Below are 15,762 nucleotides of genomic sequence, written 5' to 3' on the forward strand. Positions count from 1 at the left end.
TTAAAAAATAAATATCTTGTTGTTAAAATCGATGAAGGCCTCCCATGCGTAAACCCAACCAAAAACCACTCATTTTTTTGATTTTCAAAGCGTTGACCTTAGTTTTCTTGATTACGGGCTGTTCTTCCCTAAAAAGAACTTTGAACCAACGAATGGACCACGCCTCCTTTCAGCATTCCCTGCACGGACTTGTGGTCGTCGATGCCAACACCGGTGAGGAAATTTATGCGGTGAACGGTGATATCTACTTCACTCCTGCCAGCAATACCAAGATTGTGACCTTTTATACAGGGCTGCAATTATTGCCCAAAAACATCCCTTCCTTTCGATATGTTGTAGCGAACGACACCGTTTTTTTCGAGGGGTCGGGCGACCCCACTTGGCTGCACCCCTTTTTTAAGGACAGCACAGCCATCCGTTGGCTCCAAAAACAAGGAAATCTGGCCCTGTTTACGAAAAACCATCAAGAGGATCGATATGGTCCAGGTTGGGCCTGGGAGGATTACGACACCTATTTTTCCCCGGAAAAGTCGACTTTGCCGCTTTATGGGAACGTGGTCACGGTTTTCAACAACGAGGGGTTGGAGGTTTCCCCAGCAAATTTCAAAAGTCATATCATCCTGAAGGACACGACGATACATCGCGAAGAGTTTCATAATCGATTTTACATATCCCCAATCGAACAGGATACATTGGAAATCCCCTTCATGACCAGTGATACCTTAACCAAGGAACTACTGGAATCAGCTTTGGGAAGGAAAATCACCCTGTCCGATCATTTTCCCGAAGGGAAGAAACAGGTTATTTATGGAGTGGAGACCGACTCCATTTACAAGCGAATGTTGTTTGCAAGTGATAATTTTTTGGCCGAACAATTGCTGTTGGCTGCTTCCGCTATGGTTTCCGACACACTGAGCACCCAAAAAGCGATTGACTACATGTTGGATAACGATTTGAAAGATTTGGCGCAGCAGCCACGTTGGGTGGATGGTTCAGGGCTTTCGCGTTACAACCTGTTTACCCCACGGTCGTTTGTCCACATCCTTCAAAAATTGCACGATCAACTTCCAGAGGAGCGCCTATTCGCTATTTTCCCCATGTGGGGACCCGATCATACGGTGGAAAAATGGGAAGACCCTACCACGGAACCATTTCTTTTTGCAAAATCCGGTTCCGTGGGAAACAATTATAATTTGAGCGGGTACATCAAAACAAAATCCGGTAAATTGCTCATCTTCAGCTTTATGAACAATCATTTTAGGGTGCCTTCACAAGTCATCAGGGAACAAATGTATACCACCCTAAAGCATCTCTACTTTAATTACTGATTGAAAATGCCCTCAATTTGGGCGTATTGCAACAACATAATGGTTTTCGCATCCTTTATTTCCCCAGATTTCATCATAGCAAGTGCTTTTTTGAAATCGAGCTCCAAGACTTCAATATTTTCCGTTTCATCATCTGCTCCGCCACCTTCGCTGATTTTCATTTCATCTTTATAGGCACCAATAAAAAAATATAGGATTTCTGTAACCGATCCGGGCGACATGTAGGACTCAAAGACCTTTTTGACTTTCTCGATCTTATAGCCTGTCTCCTCCTCTACTTCCATTTTAATGGTTTCTTCGGCATTGCCCTTTTCCAATATACCAGCGCACGCTTCAATCATCATTCCATCGGCATTGCCGTTCACATAGGTAGGCATCCGAAACTGCTTGGTGAGCACCACCGTTCCTTTTTCCACGTTGTACAGTAAAATGACCGCTCCGTTGCCACGATCGTATGCCTCTCGGATTTGCTTTTCCCACACGCCATCGTCGCGCAAATATTCAAAAGTGATTTTTTCAAGGGAGTACCAGTTGTCCGAAAGCAGTTCCCGCTCTATGTTTCTAATTCTGTCGCTAGCCAAAATGAATAAGTTTTTCTAAATATAAAGGTTATACCGATATTTATGCTTGAATGAATCAAAAACCAACCAAACCTCATAAAATGCGTAACCCTTTACTTTTATTGTTGTTTTTTGGCTTACTGATGGGCTGTGAGAAGAAAACGGAACCACAATTGCCCCGAATAGCCATAGCCGGACTGGGCATTGAGTCCAGCACCTTTTCACCCGCGCTCACCCACGAGGAAGCCTTCCATGCCAAAATAGGGGACTCCATTTTTGGTCGCTACCCTTTTATGGATGCCGATTCCACCTTGAGGCAACAGGCCGAATGGGTTCCCACTTTAGTGGGAAAATCACTGCCCGGAGGTACGGTGACCCGAGAAGCTTATGAATCCTTGGTAGGTCAAACCCTGACCCTATTGGAAAAAAACATGCCATACGATGGGCTTTTCTTTGATATTCACGGTGCCATGAGCGTTGTTGGACTGGACGACCCGGAGGGCGACCTCATCCAACGAATTCGTGAAGTGGTCGGGACGGATGTATTGATTTCCACCTCCATGGATTTGCATGGAAATGTGTCCAAACGCTTGGCACAGCATACCGATTTAATTACATGTTATCGGATGGCCCCACACGAGGACGCCATCGAATCCAAGAAACGTGCTGTGGAAAATTTGGTGTCCCGACTGGAAAATGGAAAAGGCAAACCCAAATACAAGGCGTGGGTACCAGTTCCTATTTTATTGCCTGGCGAAAAAACAAGTACCCGAGTGGAACCCGGAAAAAGCCTGTATGCCCAAGTGCCGGAAGTGGAACAAAAAGAAGGAGTTATAGATGCTGCCATTTGGATTGGCTACGCATGGGCGGATGAACCGCGAAACCATGCTGTAGTGATGGTAACTGGAGACGACAAGGAGCAAGTAACCCAAGGAGCGGAAAAACTGGCCAATAGTTTTTGGGATGTCCGCGAGGAGTTCGAATTCGTTGCTCCTACAAAGCCCTACGAAGAGGCGTTGGAGCAGGCCTTGGCTAGCAGCAAAAAACCGTTTATCCTAAGCGATATGGGTGACAACCCCACCGCAGGCGGTGCTGGTGATGTCACTTGGACCTTGACGGAACTCTTAAAACGGGAGGAATTCCACACCTCCGAAGGTAAGTCATTGATCTACGCCTCCATTCCTGGGCCAAAGCTTGTGGAAGAGGCCCTTAAAGTGGGTGTCGGTGGAAAAGCAAGTGCACCGGTCGGTGCTGAAATCGATGACCGATATGCCCCACCGCTGTTATTAACTGGTGAAGTAACGGCTATTCGCCAGGGAGATGTGCATGCTGAAACCGAGGTGGTGGTAAAAGTGGACAATGCCCATATTATCGTCACCAAAAAAAGGAAACCCTATCATAGAAAGTCTGACTTTACCAACTTGGGACTGAATCCAAGTGAAACCGACATCGTCGTGGTCAAAATCGGGTATTTGGTGCCCGAACTTTATGATATGAGGGGAGATTGGGTTATGGCCCTAACCCCGGGTGGCGTGGACCAAGACCTTCAACGGTTGGGTCACAAAAGAATCATTAGGCCCATGTTTCCTTATGATGAGGATATGGAACGGCCAGACTTATCGGCTCGTTTGATAGAAGCTTCCGACGAGCTGGATTAAACGGTAACCGCTTGGTTCAAATATTGACGGAACGGAAGCATTTCTTTGTAAACAGCTATGATTCTTTCCTTAAAATCAGGGCTCAGCACCTGAGCCTTGGTTAGTTTGTACTCCACGGCGAAGGTTTTGTTGCGCAACAATTCAATATGGGGGTGATCGTTGGAAAATCCCTTGGGCGACGATACTAATTTTTCATCTTCGTACAGTCCACCGAACATTTTTTTGAACGATGGTTTGTCCAAAATCTTTTGCAATTCCTCGCCATTGTAATCGATGGCATCACGGATACTTCGAAGTGTTTTGGAATCGGGGCGCCAACGACCTCCGGCCAGCAAGCATTGTTTTAGACCAATTTCGATATAAAAATCGGCGGAATTGGGTGCTTTGTCTAAACCAGCACCAAAATGATCTTTATAAATGGGTTTGTTTGGGTGGAACATCAAATTATTGTTGATTCTGTTGATGCCTTTTTTTCCAGGAGTTGGGTAATAATCATCATGGAGCTGGCCCATGGTCATATCCAAATCATCCAACCAAGTGATGAAATCGTTGCGGAGGGATTTTACCATTTACGGTTGGCATCCATCCATTCCTTGTTATTGTTTTGTTGCAATTCTTCCAGAAAATGGAACAGGTCGTTGAAATCCATATGCACAAAAGAAGTGAATTTTTTGGGATTTGTGATAATGGATGTTGGATTGACGGATGATTGGATTTTGTATGGTTACGTAGTTTTAAGGTTTAGAGTTTAGAGTTTAGGGTTTGGGGTTTTGGACGTTTGGTGTTCACTGCCCACTGCAAACTGCCTACCAATAATGGTTCAGTTTCTATCATCATTTCGACATGAGGAACAAAGTGACGATGGGGAAATCCAGTGGAAAAACTCAAACTCAAATTTAAGTTTCAAGTTCAAAGTTTGAGGTTGAACTTCTAAGGGTTAATTCAAATGACAAAGAACCCTATTCGTGCTAATTCGTGAAATTAGTGTCAACTACCTACTAACCCGCAATGCGAAACACGCAACTCCCAATTTCGGTCTTCGGACTTCCAACTGCCCAACACATCAAGTCTATTTTCCATCATCTTTTCCCTACTGATTCTTGGCTCTTGGTTCTTAACACCCCACTGAACAAGGTTCTCAATACATTTTTTGCCTCTTTTTTTCAAAAACCGCCAAAAAACACTCGAACTGACAAACTTTTTACAAAACCTTCAATTTCAACTGGCCACTAACTCGCAACTTCCGACTCCGGACTCCCGACTTCGGACTTCCGGTAGCCCATCAAACCAAGTCTATTTTCTATGGTCTTTTCTTTCCTGAGTCTTGACTCTTGTTTCCAGTAAAGAATTCTCGACTGCCCCCTCGGCTCATTTCGACTTCCTGCCCGTCCGGCAGGCGGGCGCTCAATGACCTTCGCTCAGGGTTACAGCTCGAAATGACATCTTAACTCCGAACTCATAACTCTCGACTGTCTAAAATCCCATTTCCCACCCCTAAAATCCATATGCTCAAAAAAATCCGTCAGATCAAACAGGGCATTCGTCAGATCGTAGCCTGCATCCGTCAGATCGTAGCCTTGGCGTGAGCTTATACAATGTAATTTGGCCGCCTAATAAATTTTTAAACAGTTTTACAATGAAAAGAATTTCAAAAATTTCAGTCTTAATGCTCGCAACATTTGCGTTGATATATACGACATCATGTAGCAAAGATGACGAGCCGACACCTTCACCACTAAACAACGAAAATCCTATTGGAAATCCAGACAATACGGATAGTGGCAATTCCAATCAACCCCCTACAGCCAATGCGCAAAAGTTTGAGGTGGCCGAAGATGCGGTCGCAGGCGACGTAATTGGTGTAGTAGAAGCCGAAGATCTTGAGGGTAACCCCCTTACCTACAGCTTGGTAGAAGATGCCAGCGAACTTTTCCTAGTCGCAGAAAATGGTGAGATTACCTTGGCCGAAGGCAAGAGTCTAGACTTTGAGACCACTATTGGTTATAGTCTCACACTCCATGTAAGCGACGGCATCAACGAACCTGTTGAATTTACGGTTAACATTAAGGTGGTTAATGTGATAGAGAACCTTTTTGAGGATCCTGAATCATTTATTCTAAAGTTTGAGGTTACTGCTGGGCAAGCTTTGACTATTGGAACTAATTCTGAGTTTGAATACGACTACACCATAGATTGGGGCGATGGTTCTGATGAAGAAACCCTTACTCTCCAAAATCCAACGCACGAATATCTTAATGAAGATATTTATTTGGTCGCTATCAAGGGTAACTTTCCGGCATTAAAGATGTATCAAGATGCTCAAGATGGCCTTCAAGACAGCAGGGATGCCTTGGTTGATGTGGTACAGTGGGGTGCACAAAAATGGCAGTCTATGCAAAATGCTTTTAAAAACTGTCAGAATATAGTTGAGTTTAGCGCCACAGATCAACCAGATTGGTCAGAGACTACAAATATGAGTTCCATGTTCTTAGGTGCAGTAAATTTTAATGGAGCAATTGGCAATTGGGTTACCAACAATGTTACTGATATGTCTTCTATGTTTCTTGGAGCTACTAGTTTCAATCAAGATATCGGAAATTGGGCAACAAATAGTGTAACTTCTATGGTTTACATGTTTGGACAAACAGAGGTGTTTAATCAAGATTTAAGCAAATGGGTCACAAGTAAGGTTACCGATATGGGAAGTATGTTTGAGGAAGCAAAAGCTTTCAATCAAGATATTAGTGGTTGGGATGTAAGCAATGTCACTGATATGAGTTATATGTTTGACAAAGCGGCTGCTTTTGACCAAAATTTAGGTGCGTGGGAAATAGCCAGTGTCACTCAAATGGAAAATATGTTGGATAACACCAACTTAAGTACAGAAAATGTAAATGCCACATTAGTTGGATGGGAAGAGTTTGTTAGCAATAACGACGGTCCTAAAGATATTAAGTTAGGAATGGCATCCCTTGAAGCGTGTGGTGAAGGTTACCTTTCAAAAGTTGTTTTGGAGAATTTTAATGGATGGATCATTAATGTTGGATCATCGATTGAATGTCCTTAAAACCTATCTAATAACGATTTTGTCCATTTCTGATTAAGGACATAAAGAGCCACTGGCGACTTTCGGGTTTCCGGTGGTTTTTGCATTCTATACCTGATGCGGAATCCATTTTTGTGGGATGCTGAAACCAGTTCAGCATGAAGGCAATAAGTCATTTCGATATGAGATGCAATGCATCGATTGAGAAATCTCTTTGAAAAACTCAAGATCAAATTCAAGTTCAAACTCAATGGACAAGTTCAAGGTTGAGGGTTGAAGGTTGAAAAGTGATTTTTTGGTGATTTTCGGCAAGCCGAATCGGCATGGCTATTTTTTTTTTGATGGCTCAACTGGAAACTGCCCACTCACAACTCGCAACACGAAACACGCAACGCTAGACTTCGGACTTCCGACGTCCATCAAAGATTTCTCGACTGCGCTCGAAATGACAAAGAACCCTATTCGTGCTAATTCGTGAAATTAGTGTCAACTACCTACTAATACGCAATACGAAACACGCAACTCTAAACTCACAACTCCCAACTTCGGTCTTCGGACTCCCAATAGATTCCTCACTTCGTTTCGAAATGACATCTTAACTCCTGTCTTTCGACTTCGGTCTTCGGTCTTCGGTCTTCCAACTGCCCATCAAACCAAGTCTATTTTCCATCGTCTTTTTTCTCCTGGGTCCTGGTTCTTGGTTCTTGGCTCCCCACTGAACAAGGTTCTCGATACATTTTTTGCCTCTTTTTTTTGCAAAAAACCGCCAAAAAACACTCGAACTGACCCCCTATCTTACAAGACCATCAACTGCATACTGCCAACTGAATCCTGACTTCGGACTTCGGTCTTCGGACTTCCACCTGCCCATCAAACCAAGTCTATTTTCTATCTTCTTTCCTCTCCTGAATTTGATTCTTGACTCTTGTTTCCAGTAAAGATTTCTCGACTGCGCTCGAAATGACATCATAAATCCTGACTCCCGACTTCGGACTACTACCCAAAAATCGTAACTCCTGTCTCCTAAAGATTAAAACCGATTGTCACCATCCAAAAGGTCACCCAATCCACCCAAGATACTGCCTTCACCTTTGTCTTTTCCACCTCCTCTTGGTGCAGCGGCCCAAACACGGCTGGCCAACCTGCTAAATGGTAGGGATTGAACATAAACGGTTCCAGGACCTCTAAGTGTAGCAAAGAAGAGCCCTTCACCACCAAATACGGTATTTCGGATGCCGCCCACAAATTCAATGTCGTAGTCCACGGTCTGGGAAAAACCAACAATACAGCCCGTATCCACACGTAAGGTCTCCCCTGCTGCCAAGGTCTTTTTTGCCATGGTACCGCCGGCGTGTACAAACGCCATTCCATCACCCTCCAGTTTCTGCATGATAAAGCCCTCACCGCCAAAAAAGCCACGTCCCAAACGTTTGGAGAACTCAATCCCTACCGAAACACCTTTGGCGGCGCAGAGAAAAGCATCTTTTTGGCAAATGAATTTCCCGCCTTTTTCGGATAGGTCGATGGGCACGATTTTTCCAGGATAGGGCGAGGCAAAACTCACCTTCTTTTTTCCTTGGCCTATATTGAGGAAAGCCGTCATAAACAGACTTTCGCCGGTAAGCAAGCGTTTACCCGCGGAAAAGAGTTTACCCAAAACCCCGGTATCTTGATTGGATCCATCGCCAAAAATGGTATCCATTTTAATGTCTTGGTCCATCATCATAAAACTGCCCGCTTCGGCCACAACAGCTTCTTGGGGGTCCAATTCTATTTCCACATATTGCATTTCTTCGCCGTAAATGTGGTAGTCTATTTCGTGTGCGTTCATTTTTTGATTGTTTTTTTATACTCAGCTTGACTGAGTATCTCTCAGTTTGACTGGGTATCTTGTTGTTCTGTTTATTTGTTGATTTGTTAGTGGTTTTGTTACATTCAATAAAAAATCCTTTCACCATTAATGAAAGTTTGACCTTTAAGCATTCAGCCTTTACCCCTGTTACGCCTTCACCTTGACGGTCCACTCAAAATGAAAAGTAGACACGGCTACCCCATCTTGGTTTACGCCCACAGCTTTCATCCAGCATGTTTGGCCCTCTCCTGTTTCTACGGTTTTTTTTATCGCATCGGCAATCTTTTCGCCATCCTCGCAAGTAAAATTGATGCGCCCCGTAGCTTTTTTGGTAAAGGTGGCTTTGTTATTCGCTACGAGCATGGAAACTTTTTTGCCGCTCTTCTGGATTTCGTTCATCACCAATGCGCCTGTACTCAGCTCGGCAGCCATGCCTTGAACGGCCCAAAACATGGATTTAAACGGATTTTGATTGATCCATTTATGCTTTACCGTAGTTGTAGCCTTTTTTTCGTCAATATATTTTAGACGCACTCCGCACCACCATGCCGAGGGGAGCTTCATAAATGTGAACATATTGATTTTACTGGGTGTCAGTGCCATATCCTTGATTTATGTCAGCCTAAAAATAGGTAAAAAGAAATTATCTATTACTGTTAATTATATGTTAAATTATAGTACTTTGTTTTGCATAGTACCATCTTTTGGATATATATTTGCATCGTAAGCTAATAGGTTAACCCTTTTACAATCAAAAAACAGCAATCAAAAAATGGCAACTACTATCACCAAACACGAACGAAATTTATCCGCGATCATCCACGCGTCCATGTTCTCGAAGTACTTTATCCCGTTTGGGAATTTTATACTTCCGTTGATCTTGTGGACCGCCAACAAAAAAGAGCACGCGTTTGTCGATTACAACGGCAAACAGGCGCTCAACTTTCAGATTAGTATGTTGCTTTACTCCATCGTGGCAGGTTTGGTCACCATTCCGTTTTTTATCGGGTTTTGGCCAGACTTGTTCGATTGGAACTTTTTCGGGTTCCACGGGTTGAGCGACCTTAACAACCTAAATATTCATTTCGATAGTGACGATTTTAGGTTTGGGAGACTGATTTGGCCCGTAGGCATATCCGGTTTTTTACAAGTGGCCTTGGCCGTGGTGAACATCGTATTTACCATCTTGGCCACGATACGAACCAACGAAGGGGAATATTTTAAATATCCATTTACCATAAAATTTATCAAATAACATAGGAGCTTCATCACCTCCAAAGCATTCATCATCGATCAAAGAAAAAGGAGTTTAATCACTAGCCCTGAGCGAGTTTATGCTGAGCGTAGTCGAAGCAAAGGGTCAATCAAAAAACGAAAGAAACAATCATCAATCAAAGGACCGTTTCCACTCCCCTGCCCAATTCAGGGGAATGGAGTGGAAACGAAACCAAACCAAGTTTGGAGAACAAGAAAAAACTGTTAATCAGATGCCGAACCCAGTTCAGCATAAATTTAGAACCATGAAATTATGAACATAGAAAACACAAAAGCACAAATGCGCAAGGGGGTTCTGGAGTATTGCATCTTGTCCATTTTAAAGGATGACGACAAGTATGCCTCAGAAATTCTGGAAGCCTTGAAAGACGCAAAGATGTTAGTAGTGGAAGGTACCATATACCCTTTGCTCACAAGGCTAAAGAACGCGGGACTGCTCAACTACCGTTGGGAAGAATCCACATCGGGACCTCCCCGCAAGTATTACGCGCTCACCGAAACAGGGCAGTTGTTCCTCAACGAGCTCAACGGCACCTGGGATGAACTTAGAAATGCAGTCAATCTGGTAACCAACACAAAATAGAATCAAAAAATGAACAAGACAGTAAATATAAATTTAGCAAATACGCTTTTCCATATCGACGACGACGCGTATAACAAGCTGAGACGGTACCTGGAGTCCATAAAGCGCTCCTTTTCCGGTACCAAGGGCAGCGACGAGATCATTGCCGATATCGAGGCCAGGATCGCCGAACTCTTTCTCGAAAAAATGGAAAACGAACGCCAAGTGATCACCAACAAAGAGGTAGATCAGGTAATTGATGTAATGGGACAACCCGAAGATTACATGGTGGACGAGGACATTTTTGAGGACGAACCCAAAAAGAGCTACGCACAACCCGTAACCCGGGCCAAAAAATTGTACCGCGACATCGACCATAAATATATTGGTGGTGTTTGTGCCGGTTTGGAACATTATTTGGGCATCGATGCCCTCTGGGTAAGGCTAATCTTTATCCTACTGGCCGTATTTACCAGTGGTTTTGGGCTCATCGCCTATATCCTTTTATGGATTTTGGTTCCCGAGGCCGCCACTACCTCCCAAAAATTGGACATGCGGGGGGAGCCCGTCAACATCAGCAATATAGAACGCAAAGTTAAAGAGGGGTTTGATGATGTTGCAGACAAAGTAAAAAACGTTGACTACGAAAAAGTGGGCAACAAGGTCAAAAGCGGCTCCAAGACCTTTTTCGATACCATCGGGGACATTATCCTGTTCCTGTTCAAGGTATTTGGCAAGTTCATAGGCATATTGTTGATTATTATCGGGGCATCCACTCTGGTAGGCTTGTTCTTCGGATTGTTTACAGTAGGTATGTTCGATGCCGTAAATGTACCAGGTGTAGATTTTTACGAAATCGTGAACACCTCTGGTGCGCCGGTTTGGTTGGTATCCATCCTGTTGTTTTTCGCCGTGGGCATTCCGTTCTTCTTCGTTCTATATCTAGGTTTGAAGATTTTGGTGAACAACCTGAAATCCATCGGAAATATTGCCAAATTCGCTTTGTTGGGTCTCTGGCTGATTTCCGTGGGCACCTTGATTGTGTTCGGCATACGGCAAGCTGCTGAGTTCTCGTACACCGGAAGTGTAAACGAAAGAACAGAACTGGCTTTCGAAATACCCTCCGATACCTTGATGATCACCATGAAGGACGGTTTTAGGGAATACGACCGGGAAGATATCCATTTTGGCCGAATGACCTTTGGATATGACGACAACGACAATCGGATTTTGATATCGGACGAAGTGGATATCAAAATACGAAGGGCCGAAAGTGACTCCATCAGCATCAACATTCGAAAAGATGCCGATGGAAACTCCACCTTGGCCGCGAGGGACCGAGCCAAAAACATCTCCTACGGGTATAGCCTAACTGGCAACGAGATCCTACTGGACAAGTATTTGACCACGGAAACAGCCAACAAGGCAAGAAATCAAGAGGTGACCGTTACCATTTATGTTCCAGAGGGGAAGACCGTTTATTTCGACGACAACACCAGCCGCTATATCGGCAGGGGAATCGATAACGACCAAGGCTACTACCGAAGTGGTATTGCAGGCCAATACTGGTTGATGGATGACGACGGAGAGTTGCAATGCTTGGATTGCCCCGAAGATGATGACGATGAGGATAGAAACGGCAAGGGCAAGATCATTATCAACGAAGATGGTATCGATATCGACATTAAGGACGACCAAGATTCCTTTGAAATGAAGATCAATGAAGACGGCGTAAAAGTGAAGGCTAACGAAAAAAGTAACAATTGAGTCGCTTATTTCGTCAATTCAGTAGATTTAAATACCAAAATAAAGCACATAATCAGACATTTACACTGAATTTGTTTCAGTAATTTTAAAATCAATCTCAACATCAATCAAGATGCCCAGTCAAGCTAAGAGATACCCAGTCAAGCTGAGCATAAAAAAACAACAATCATGACAACACTAGCAAGATTAGCAATCGCCGCACTACTATCCCTCTTCGCATCCTCCTGCATGATGGATGTGAATTTTGGCAATGGAAAAACCGGAAACGGTGAAATCGTGGAAGAAAGCCGCGATGTAAAGGAAGACTTTGACGTGGTGTCCGCCTCGGAGGGCATAGATGTATTTGTTACCCAAGGTTCCGAATTCAACATCACCGTGGAGGCCGACGAGAACATTATCGACCTTATCGGAACCGACATCAAAGATGGAAGATTACGGATCCATGCTATCGAAAACATTGGCAGGGCCACCAAAAACGTTTACGTAACCTTACCGGAAATCACGGCTTTGGAGAGTTCCAGTGGAGCCGACCTTATCGCACAAAATGTAGTTAAGGCCCAGAATATTGAACTGGATGCCAGTAGCGGTTCCGATTTGCACGTAGAGCTGGTTGCCGGAGAAGTTTCTGCCGATGCCAGTAGCGGCGCCGATATCAAAATATCAGGTCAGGCAGATGCTCTTTTTGCCGATGCCAGCAGTGGTTCCGATATTAAGGCGCAGGACCTTATGGTAAAAAGGTGCAATGCAGATGCCAGTAGCGGTTCCGACATTTCGGTAAACGTTTCAGAATCCCTAGTGGCCGATGCCAGCAGTGGAGCAGACATTCGGTATACTGGTGATGCCAGTGTACAGACCAAAAAATCCGTCTCTGGAAGCGTGAGCAAATATTAATCCAATTCCCTTTAAATATGCAAAGGCCCGCCGAGTTTTCGGTGGGCTTTTGTCTTTATTATGTTTGGGTGAAGTCCTATCTTAGCAAGACGCAATACAAACCACCTATGCAGATAGTCCTTAAAAAATACATACTCCAACTTGCCCATACCTTCACTATTTCCAGGGAATCGCGGGACGAACAAGACACTCTTATCGTAGGTCTCTCCCTAAATGGCAAAACAGGATACGGGGAAGCGACTTCCAACGATTACTACAAAATTACCATTGAAGGGATGATGGCCGAAATCGAAGGCGTCAGAAGCCAAATTGAAGCCTATGATTTTGACACTCCGGAAAGGTTTTACGAGTTTTTGGAATCACTCGATCTCCACAAATTTACCCTTTGCGCCTTGGATTTGGCCGCCAACGACCTGTACGGCAAGCTTCGGGGAAAACCGCTTTATGAGCTTTGGGGTACCTCTGTTGACAAATATCCAATGACCAATTACACCATCGGTATAGATACCATCGAAAAAATGGTAGCCAAACTGCAAGAAAAACCGTGGCCCCTGTACAAAATCAAATTAGGTACTTCTGATGATGTCGCCATAGTGCGCGAACTGCGCAAACATACCGATAGTATTTTCCGAATTGATGCCAATACCGCATGGACAGCGGAGGAAACCATTAAAAATGCACCATTATTGAAAGAATTGGGCGTGGAATTTTTGGAACAACCCCTCAAGGCTGATGATTGGGAAGGTATGGCACTGGTAAAAGAAAAGTCGGTACTTCCCGTAATTGCCGATGAAAGCTGTATTGTGGAGGAGGATGTAGAGCGATGTGGGCCCTATTTTCATGGCATCAATATCAAACTGACCAAATGTGGTGGGTTGACGCCCGGGCGACGCATGATCAAAAAAGGTAAAGAACTCGGACTACAGTTGATGGTGGGCTGCATGACAGAGTCTACTGTAGGTATATCGGCCATCGCCCAACTATTGCCGCAATTGGACTATGTAGATATGGATGGCGCAATGCTGTTAAAAAGCGATATTGCCACAGGTGTAACCATTTTGGAAGGTGGACGAGTCGTTTTTCCAGAACTGCCCGGTAGCGGCATAGAATTGCTCTAATGGCACATTCGGTTCAGCGCATACCGGATAGGGAAATCCTAATTGATGGACAATCCTACCTCTATTTTGGAGGTACGGCCTATTTGGGCCTTCAAAATTATGCTCCCTTCAAGGAGCTTTACCTTACAAATATATCCAAGTTTGGCATGCACTACGGCGCTTCGCGCAAAGCGAACATTGCATTGGACATTTATAAAGAAACGGAAGACCATTTGGCCCATTGGGTAGGCAGTGAAGACTGTTTGAGTATGTCCAGCGGCTATTTGGCTGCACAATTGGTCGTTGATCATTTTATCAAAAAGGGGCATCCGGTCATTGCAACCCCCGATGCGCACACTGCGCTTCGAATTAATGGGGTAATGACAACTCAAAGTTTTGATGAATTGGAAACCTTGGTTTCCCAAAAATTATCCAAAAACGCTTTGGCCCCTGTTATCCTTTTTGATACCATCGACTTTTCCGGTAAACTGTACCCCAACTTTGATGGATTACGCCAACTACCTTTGGAACAACTGATTTTGGTGGGGGACGACTCTCATGGTATCGGTCTTGTTGGGAGTAATGGAAACGGTTGTTTTGGGATGCTACAAACATTGGGAGCACAAAAGCTATTGGTCTGCTGTTCACTTGGAAAAGCCATGGGCATACAGGCAGGAGCTGTTTTTGGGAATTTGGTGGACATCGAAGTGTTGGAATCTACCCCCTTTTTTGGTGGTGCCAGTCCTGCATCACCAGCATTTATGGCCACGCTTTTGGGAGCTAAGGACCTTTATTCGGAACGCTTACGTATTTTAAGAGAAAACTATCATCATTTTCGTTCCCTGTTGAAATCCCCGAGCTTCTTTGTTCATTTACCGGGTCATCCCACATTTGAATTCCAGAACGCCACTTTGGCTTCGCGATTGGAACAAAAGGGATTTTTGTTCACCAATTTCAACTACCCGGATGCAAACGGACCTTTGGTTAGCCGCCTTGTATTATCTGCCTATCATACCAAAAAAGATATAGAGCAACTCTGTGCTGCGCTGGACACTTTGTTGCCCTAAAAAACGCGCTATGGCCTCCACCAAATTTCCTACCTGTTATATTCTTCAGTAAAATTGAATTATCATTATGATTTTAACAACAAAAAACACTTAAAAATACACTTTACATAATTTATATAGGGTATAATTTAATATTGTTAAAATTTATTCTTACCTTTTAGATATCACATTTAGGAACTTAAAAGGTAGGGCACTATGAAAAAATCAGTTTTACTTTTCGCATTTATCCTGGTTCTCTTGATGGCAGTAAGCTTTACAGGACCTTATCCAAACAGCCCTAGCATTGAAGGAACGTGGGAATTAGAGAGTTTTTACAACTATGACGGCGAAAACGTCATAGATACGATTGAAAAATCGGATGGTTACCGACAGGTTAAAATGTATTCCAAGGAGAAAATTATGTGGACCCGATATGTTCCGGACGAACCCAACGGAAGGTTTGGCTACGGATCATACAAGGTAACTGACAACTCGTTGATAGAGGTTATCGAATACGGGGACGACGACATGATGAAGGCCTTGGATACCATGAGAAACTTTACATTTGAACTCATTTTAAACGAGGACTCCTTCAGCCAAATTACGGTTGATTCGGAGGGTAACCGAACGTTTTCCGAAAATTACAAGCGGATTGATTAAATTACAATCACAAAAAAAGC

Annotated in this window: 15 protein-coding genes; 10 read left to right on the forward strand and 5 right to left on the reverse strand. The window is 43.9% G+C overall.

What is annotated here, in order from left to right:
- Positions 1-44: 44 nt before the first annotated feature.
- On the forward strand, positions 45-1,328 hold the full coding sequence (locus ABNE31_RS13510; protein WP_349351514.1) for a D-alanyl-D-alanine carboxypeptidase: 1,284 nt from the start codon (positions 45-47) through the stop codon (positions 1,326-1,328).
- Here ABNE31_RS13510 and ABNE31_RS13515 read toward each other — a convergent pair.
- Entirely contained in the window at positions 1,322-1,909 is a 588-nt protein-coding gene (locus ABNE31_RS13515) for an NUDIX domain-containing protein (RefSeq protein WP_349351515.1), read from the reverse strand. The genes ABNE31_RS13510 and ABNE31_RS13515 overlap by 7 nt on opposite strands.
- An 80-nt stretch (positions 1,910-1,989) precedes the next feature.
- Here ABNE31_RS13515 and ABNE31_RS13520 point away from each other — a divergent pair, with 80 nt between their 5' ends.
- Entirely contained in the window at positions 1,990-3,546 is a 1,557-nt protein-coding gene (locus ABNE31_RS13520; protein ID WP_349351516.1) for a M81 family metallopeptidase, read from the forward strand.
- On the opposite strand, the gene ABNE31_RS13525 is transcribed toward ABNE31_RS13520, so the two are convergent.
- Both ABNE31_RS13525 and ABNE31_RS13530 read right to left on the reverse strand, forming a co-directional pair.
- The gene (locus ABNE31_RS13525; protein ID WP_349351517.1) at positions 3,543-4,115 is read right to left on the reverse strand and encodes a DUF2461 domain-containing protein; all 573 of its coding nucleotides are present in this window, start codon (positions 4,113-4,115) and stop codon (positions 3,543-3,545) included. The two genes, ABNE31_RS13520 and ABNE31_RS13525, sit on opposite strands and share 4 nt — an antisense overlap.
- Positions 4,109-4,201, reverse strand: coding sequence for a DUF2461 family protein (locus ABNE31_RS13530; RefSeq protein WP_349351518.1), 93 nt, complete (start codon positions 4,199-4,201; stop codon positions 4,109-4,111). Before ABNE31_RS13530 ends, ABNE31_RS13525 begins: the two co-directional genes overlap by 7 nt.
- A 981-nt stretch (positions 4,202-5,182) precedes the next feature.
- On the opposite strand from ABNE31_RS13530, the gene ABNE31_RS13535 reads away from it, so the two are divergent.
- Positions 5,183-6,613 (forward strand): BspA family leucine-rich repeat surface protein, encoded by a 1,431-nt coding sequence (locus tag ABNE31_RS13535; protein ID WP_349351519.1) that lies wholly within the window; start codon positions 5,183-5,185, stop codon positions 6,611-6,613.
- A 1,009-nt stretch (positions 6,614-7,622) separates the two neighbouring features.
- Here ABNE31_RS13535 and ABNE31_RS13540 read toward each other — a convergent pair.
- Both ABNE31_RS13540 and ABNE31_RS13545 read right to left on the reverse strand, forming a co-directional pair.
- Positions 7,623-8,423 carry a TIGR00266 family protein gene (locus ABNE31_RS13540; protein ID WP_179384075.1) on the reverse strand — a complete coding sequence of 267 codons (801 nt, stop codon included), beginning with the start codon at positions 8,421-8,423 and terminating at the stop codon, positions 7,623-7,625.
- Between the two features lie 168 nt (positions 8,424-8,591).
- Positions 8,592-9,047 carry a DUF4442 domain-containing protein gene (locus ABNE31_RS13545; protein ID WP_349351520.1) on the reverse strand — a complete coding sequence of 152 codons (456 nt, stop codon included), beginning with the start codon at positions 9,045-9,047 and terminating at the stop codon, positions 8,592-8,594.
- Between the two features lie 169 nt (positions 9,048-9,216).
- On the opposite strand from ABNE31_RS13545, the gene ABNE31_RS13550 reads away from it, so the two are divergent.
- From ABNE31_RS13550 to ABNE31_RS13580, 7 genes are all read left to right on the forward strand, one after another.
- The gene (locus tag ABNE31_RS13550) at positions 9,217-9,699 is read left to right on the forward strand and encodes a DUF4870 domain-containing protein (protein ID WP_349351521.1); all 483 of its coding nucleotides are present in this window, start codon (positions 9,217-9,219) and stop codon (positions 9,697-9,699) included.
- 273 nt (positions 9,700-9,972) lie between these two features.
- On the forward strand, positions 9,973-10,302 hold the full coding sequence (locus ABNE31_RS13555; protein WP_036385693.1) for a PadR family transcriptional regulator: 330 nt from the start codon (positions 9,973-9,975) through the stop codon (positions 10,300-10,302).
- Between the two features lie 9 nt (positions 10,303-10,311).
- Positions 10,312-12,048: a PspC domain-containing protein gene (locus ABNE31_RS13560; protein ID WP_349351522.1), complete on the forward strand. Its 1,737-nt coding sequence runs from the start codon at positions 10,312-10,314 to the stop codon at positions 12,046-12,048.
- A 168-nt stretch (positions 12,049-12,216) separates the two neighbouring features.
- The gene (locus ABNE31_RS13565) at positions 12,217-12,939 is read left to right on the forward strand and encodes a head GIN domain-containing protein (RefSeq protein WP_179384079.1); all 723 of its coding nucleotides are present in this window, start codon (positions 12,217-12,219) and stop codon (positions 12,937-12,939) included.
- Positions 12,940-13,046: 107 nt separating this feature from the next.
- A complete protein-coding gene (locus ABNE31_RS13570) occupies positions 13,047-14,057 on the forward strand; it encodes a dipeptide epimerase (RefSeq protein ID WP_349351523.1) in 1,011 nt (336 codons plus the stop codon).
- A complete protein-coding gene (locus tag ABNE31_RS13575) occupies positions 14,057-15,103 on the forward strand; it encodes a pyridoxal phosphate-dependent aminotransferase family protein (RefSeq protein ID WP_349351524.1) in 1,047 nt (348 codons plus the stop codon). Before ABNE31_RS13570 ends, ABNE31_RS13575 begins: the two co-directional genes overlap by 1 nt.
- A gap of 195 nt (positions 15,104-15,298) precedes the next feature.
- Complete coding sequence (locus ABNE31_RS13580; RefSeq protein WP_179384082.1) at positions 15,299-15,742, forward strand: hypothetical protein; 444 nt, start codon at positions 15,299-15,301, stop codon at positions 15,740-15,742.
- Positions 15,743-15,762: the final 20 nt, after the last annotated feature.

The organism is Flagellimonas sp. MMG031 (assembly GCF_040112705.1).
Lineage (GTDB): Bacteria > Bacteroidota > Bacteroidia > Flavobacteriales > Flavobacteriaceae > Flagellimonas.

Bases quoted from the DNA above. Each gene is read 5' to 3' on its own strand.
- ABNE31_RS13510 (WP_349351514.1), top strand. From the start codon at position 45: ATGCGTAAACCCAACCAAAAACCACTCATTTTTTTGATTTTCAAAGCG.
- ABNE31_RS13520 (WP_349351516.1), top strand. From the start codon at position 1,990: ATGCGTAACCCTTTACTTTTATTGTTGTTTTTTGGCTTACTGATGGGC.
- ABNE31_RS13525 (WP_349351517.1), bottom strand. From the start codon at position 4,115: ATGGTAAAATCCCTCCGCAACGATTTCATCACTTGGTTGGATGATTTG.
- ABNE31_RS13535 (WP_349351519.1), top strand. From the start codon at position 5,183: ATGAAAAGAATTTCAAAAATTTCAGTCTTAATGCTCGCAACATTTGCG.
- ABNE31_RS13540 (WP_179384075.1), bottom strand. From the start codon at position 8,423: ATGAACGCACACGAAATAGACTACCACATTTACGGCGAAGAAATGCAA.
- ABNE31_RS13545 (WP_349351520.1), bottom strand. From the start codon at position 9,047: ATGGCACTGACACCCAGTAAAATCAATATGTTCACATTTATGAAGCTC.
- ABNE31_RS13550 (WP_349351521.1), top strand. From the start codon at position 9,217: ATGGCAACTACTATCACCAAACACGAACGAAATTTATCCGCGATCATC.
- ABNE31_RS13555 (WP_036385693.1), top strand. From the start codon at position 9,973: ATGAACATAGAAAACACAAAAGCACAAATGCGCAAGGGGGTTCTGGAG.
- ABNE31_RS13560 (WP_349351522.1), top strand. From the start codon at position 10,312: ATGAACAAGACAGTAAATATAAATTTAGCAAATACGCTTTTCCATATC.
- ABNE31_RS13565 (WP_179384079.1), top strand. From the start codon at position 12,217: ATGACAACACTAGCAAGATTAGCAATCGCCGCACTACTATCCCTCTTC.
- ABNE31_RS13570 (WP_349351523.1), top strand. From the start codon at position 13,047: ATGCAGATAGTCCTTAAAAAATACATACTCCAACTTGCCCATACCTTC.
- ABNE31_RS13575 (WP_349351524.1), top strand. From the start codon at position 14,057: ATGGCACATTCGGTTCAGCGCATACCGGATAGGGAAATCCTAATTGAT.
- ABNE31_RS13580 (WP_179384082.1), top strand. From the start codon at position 15,299: ATGAAAAAATCAGTTTTACTTTTCGCATTTATCCTGGTTCTCTTGATG.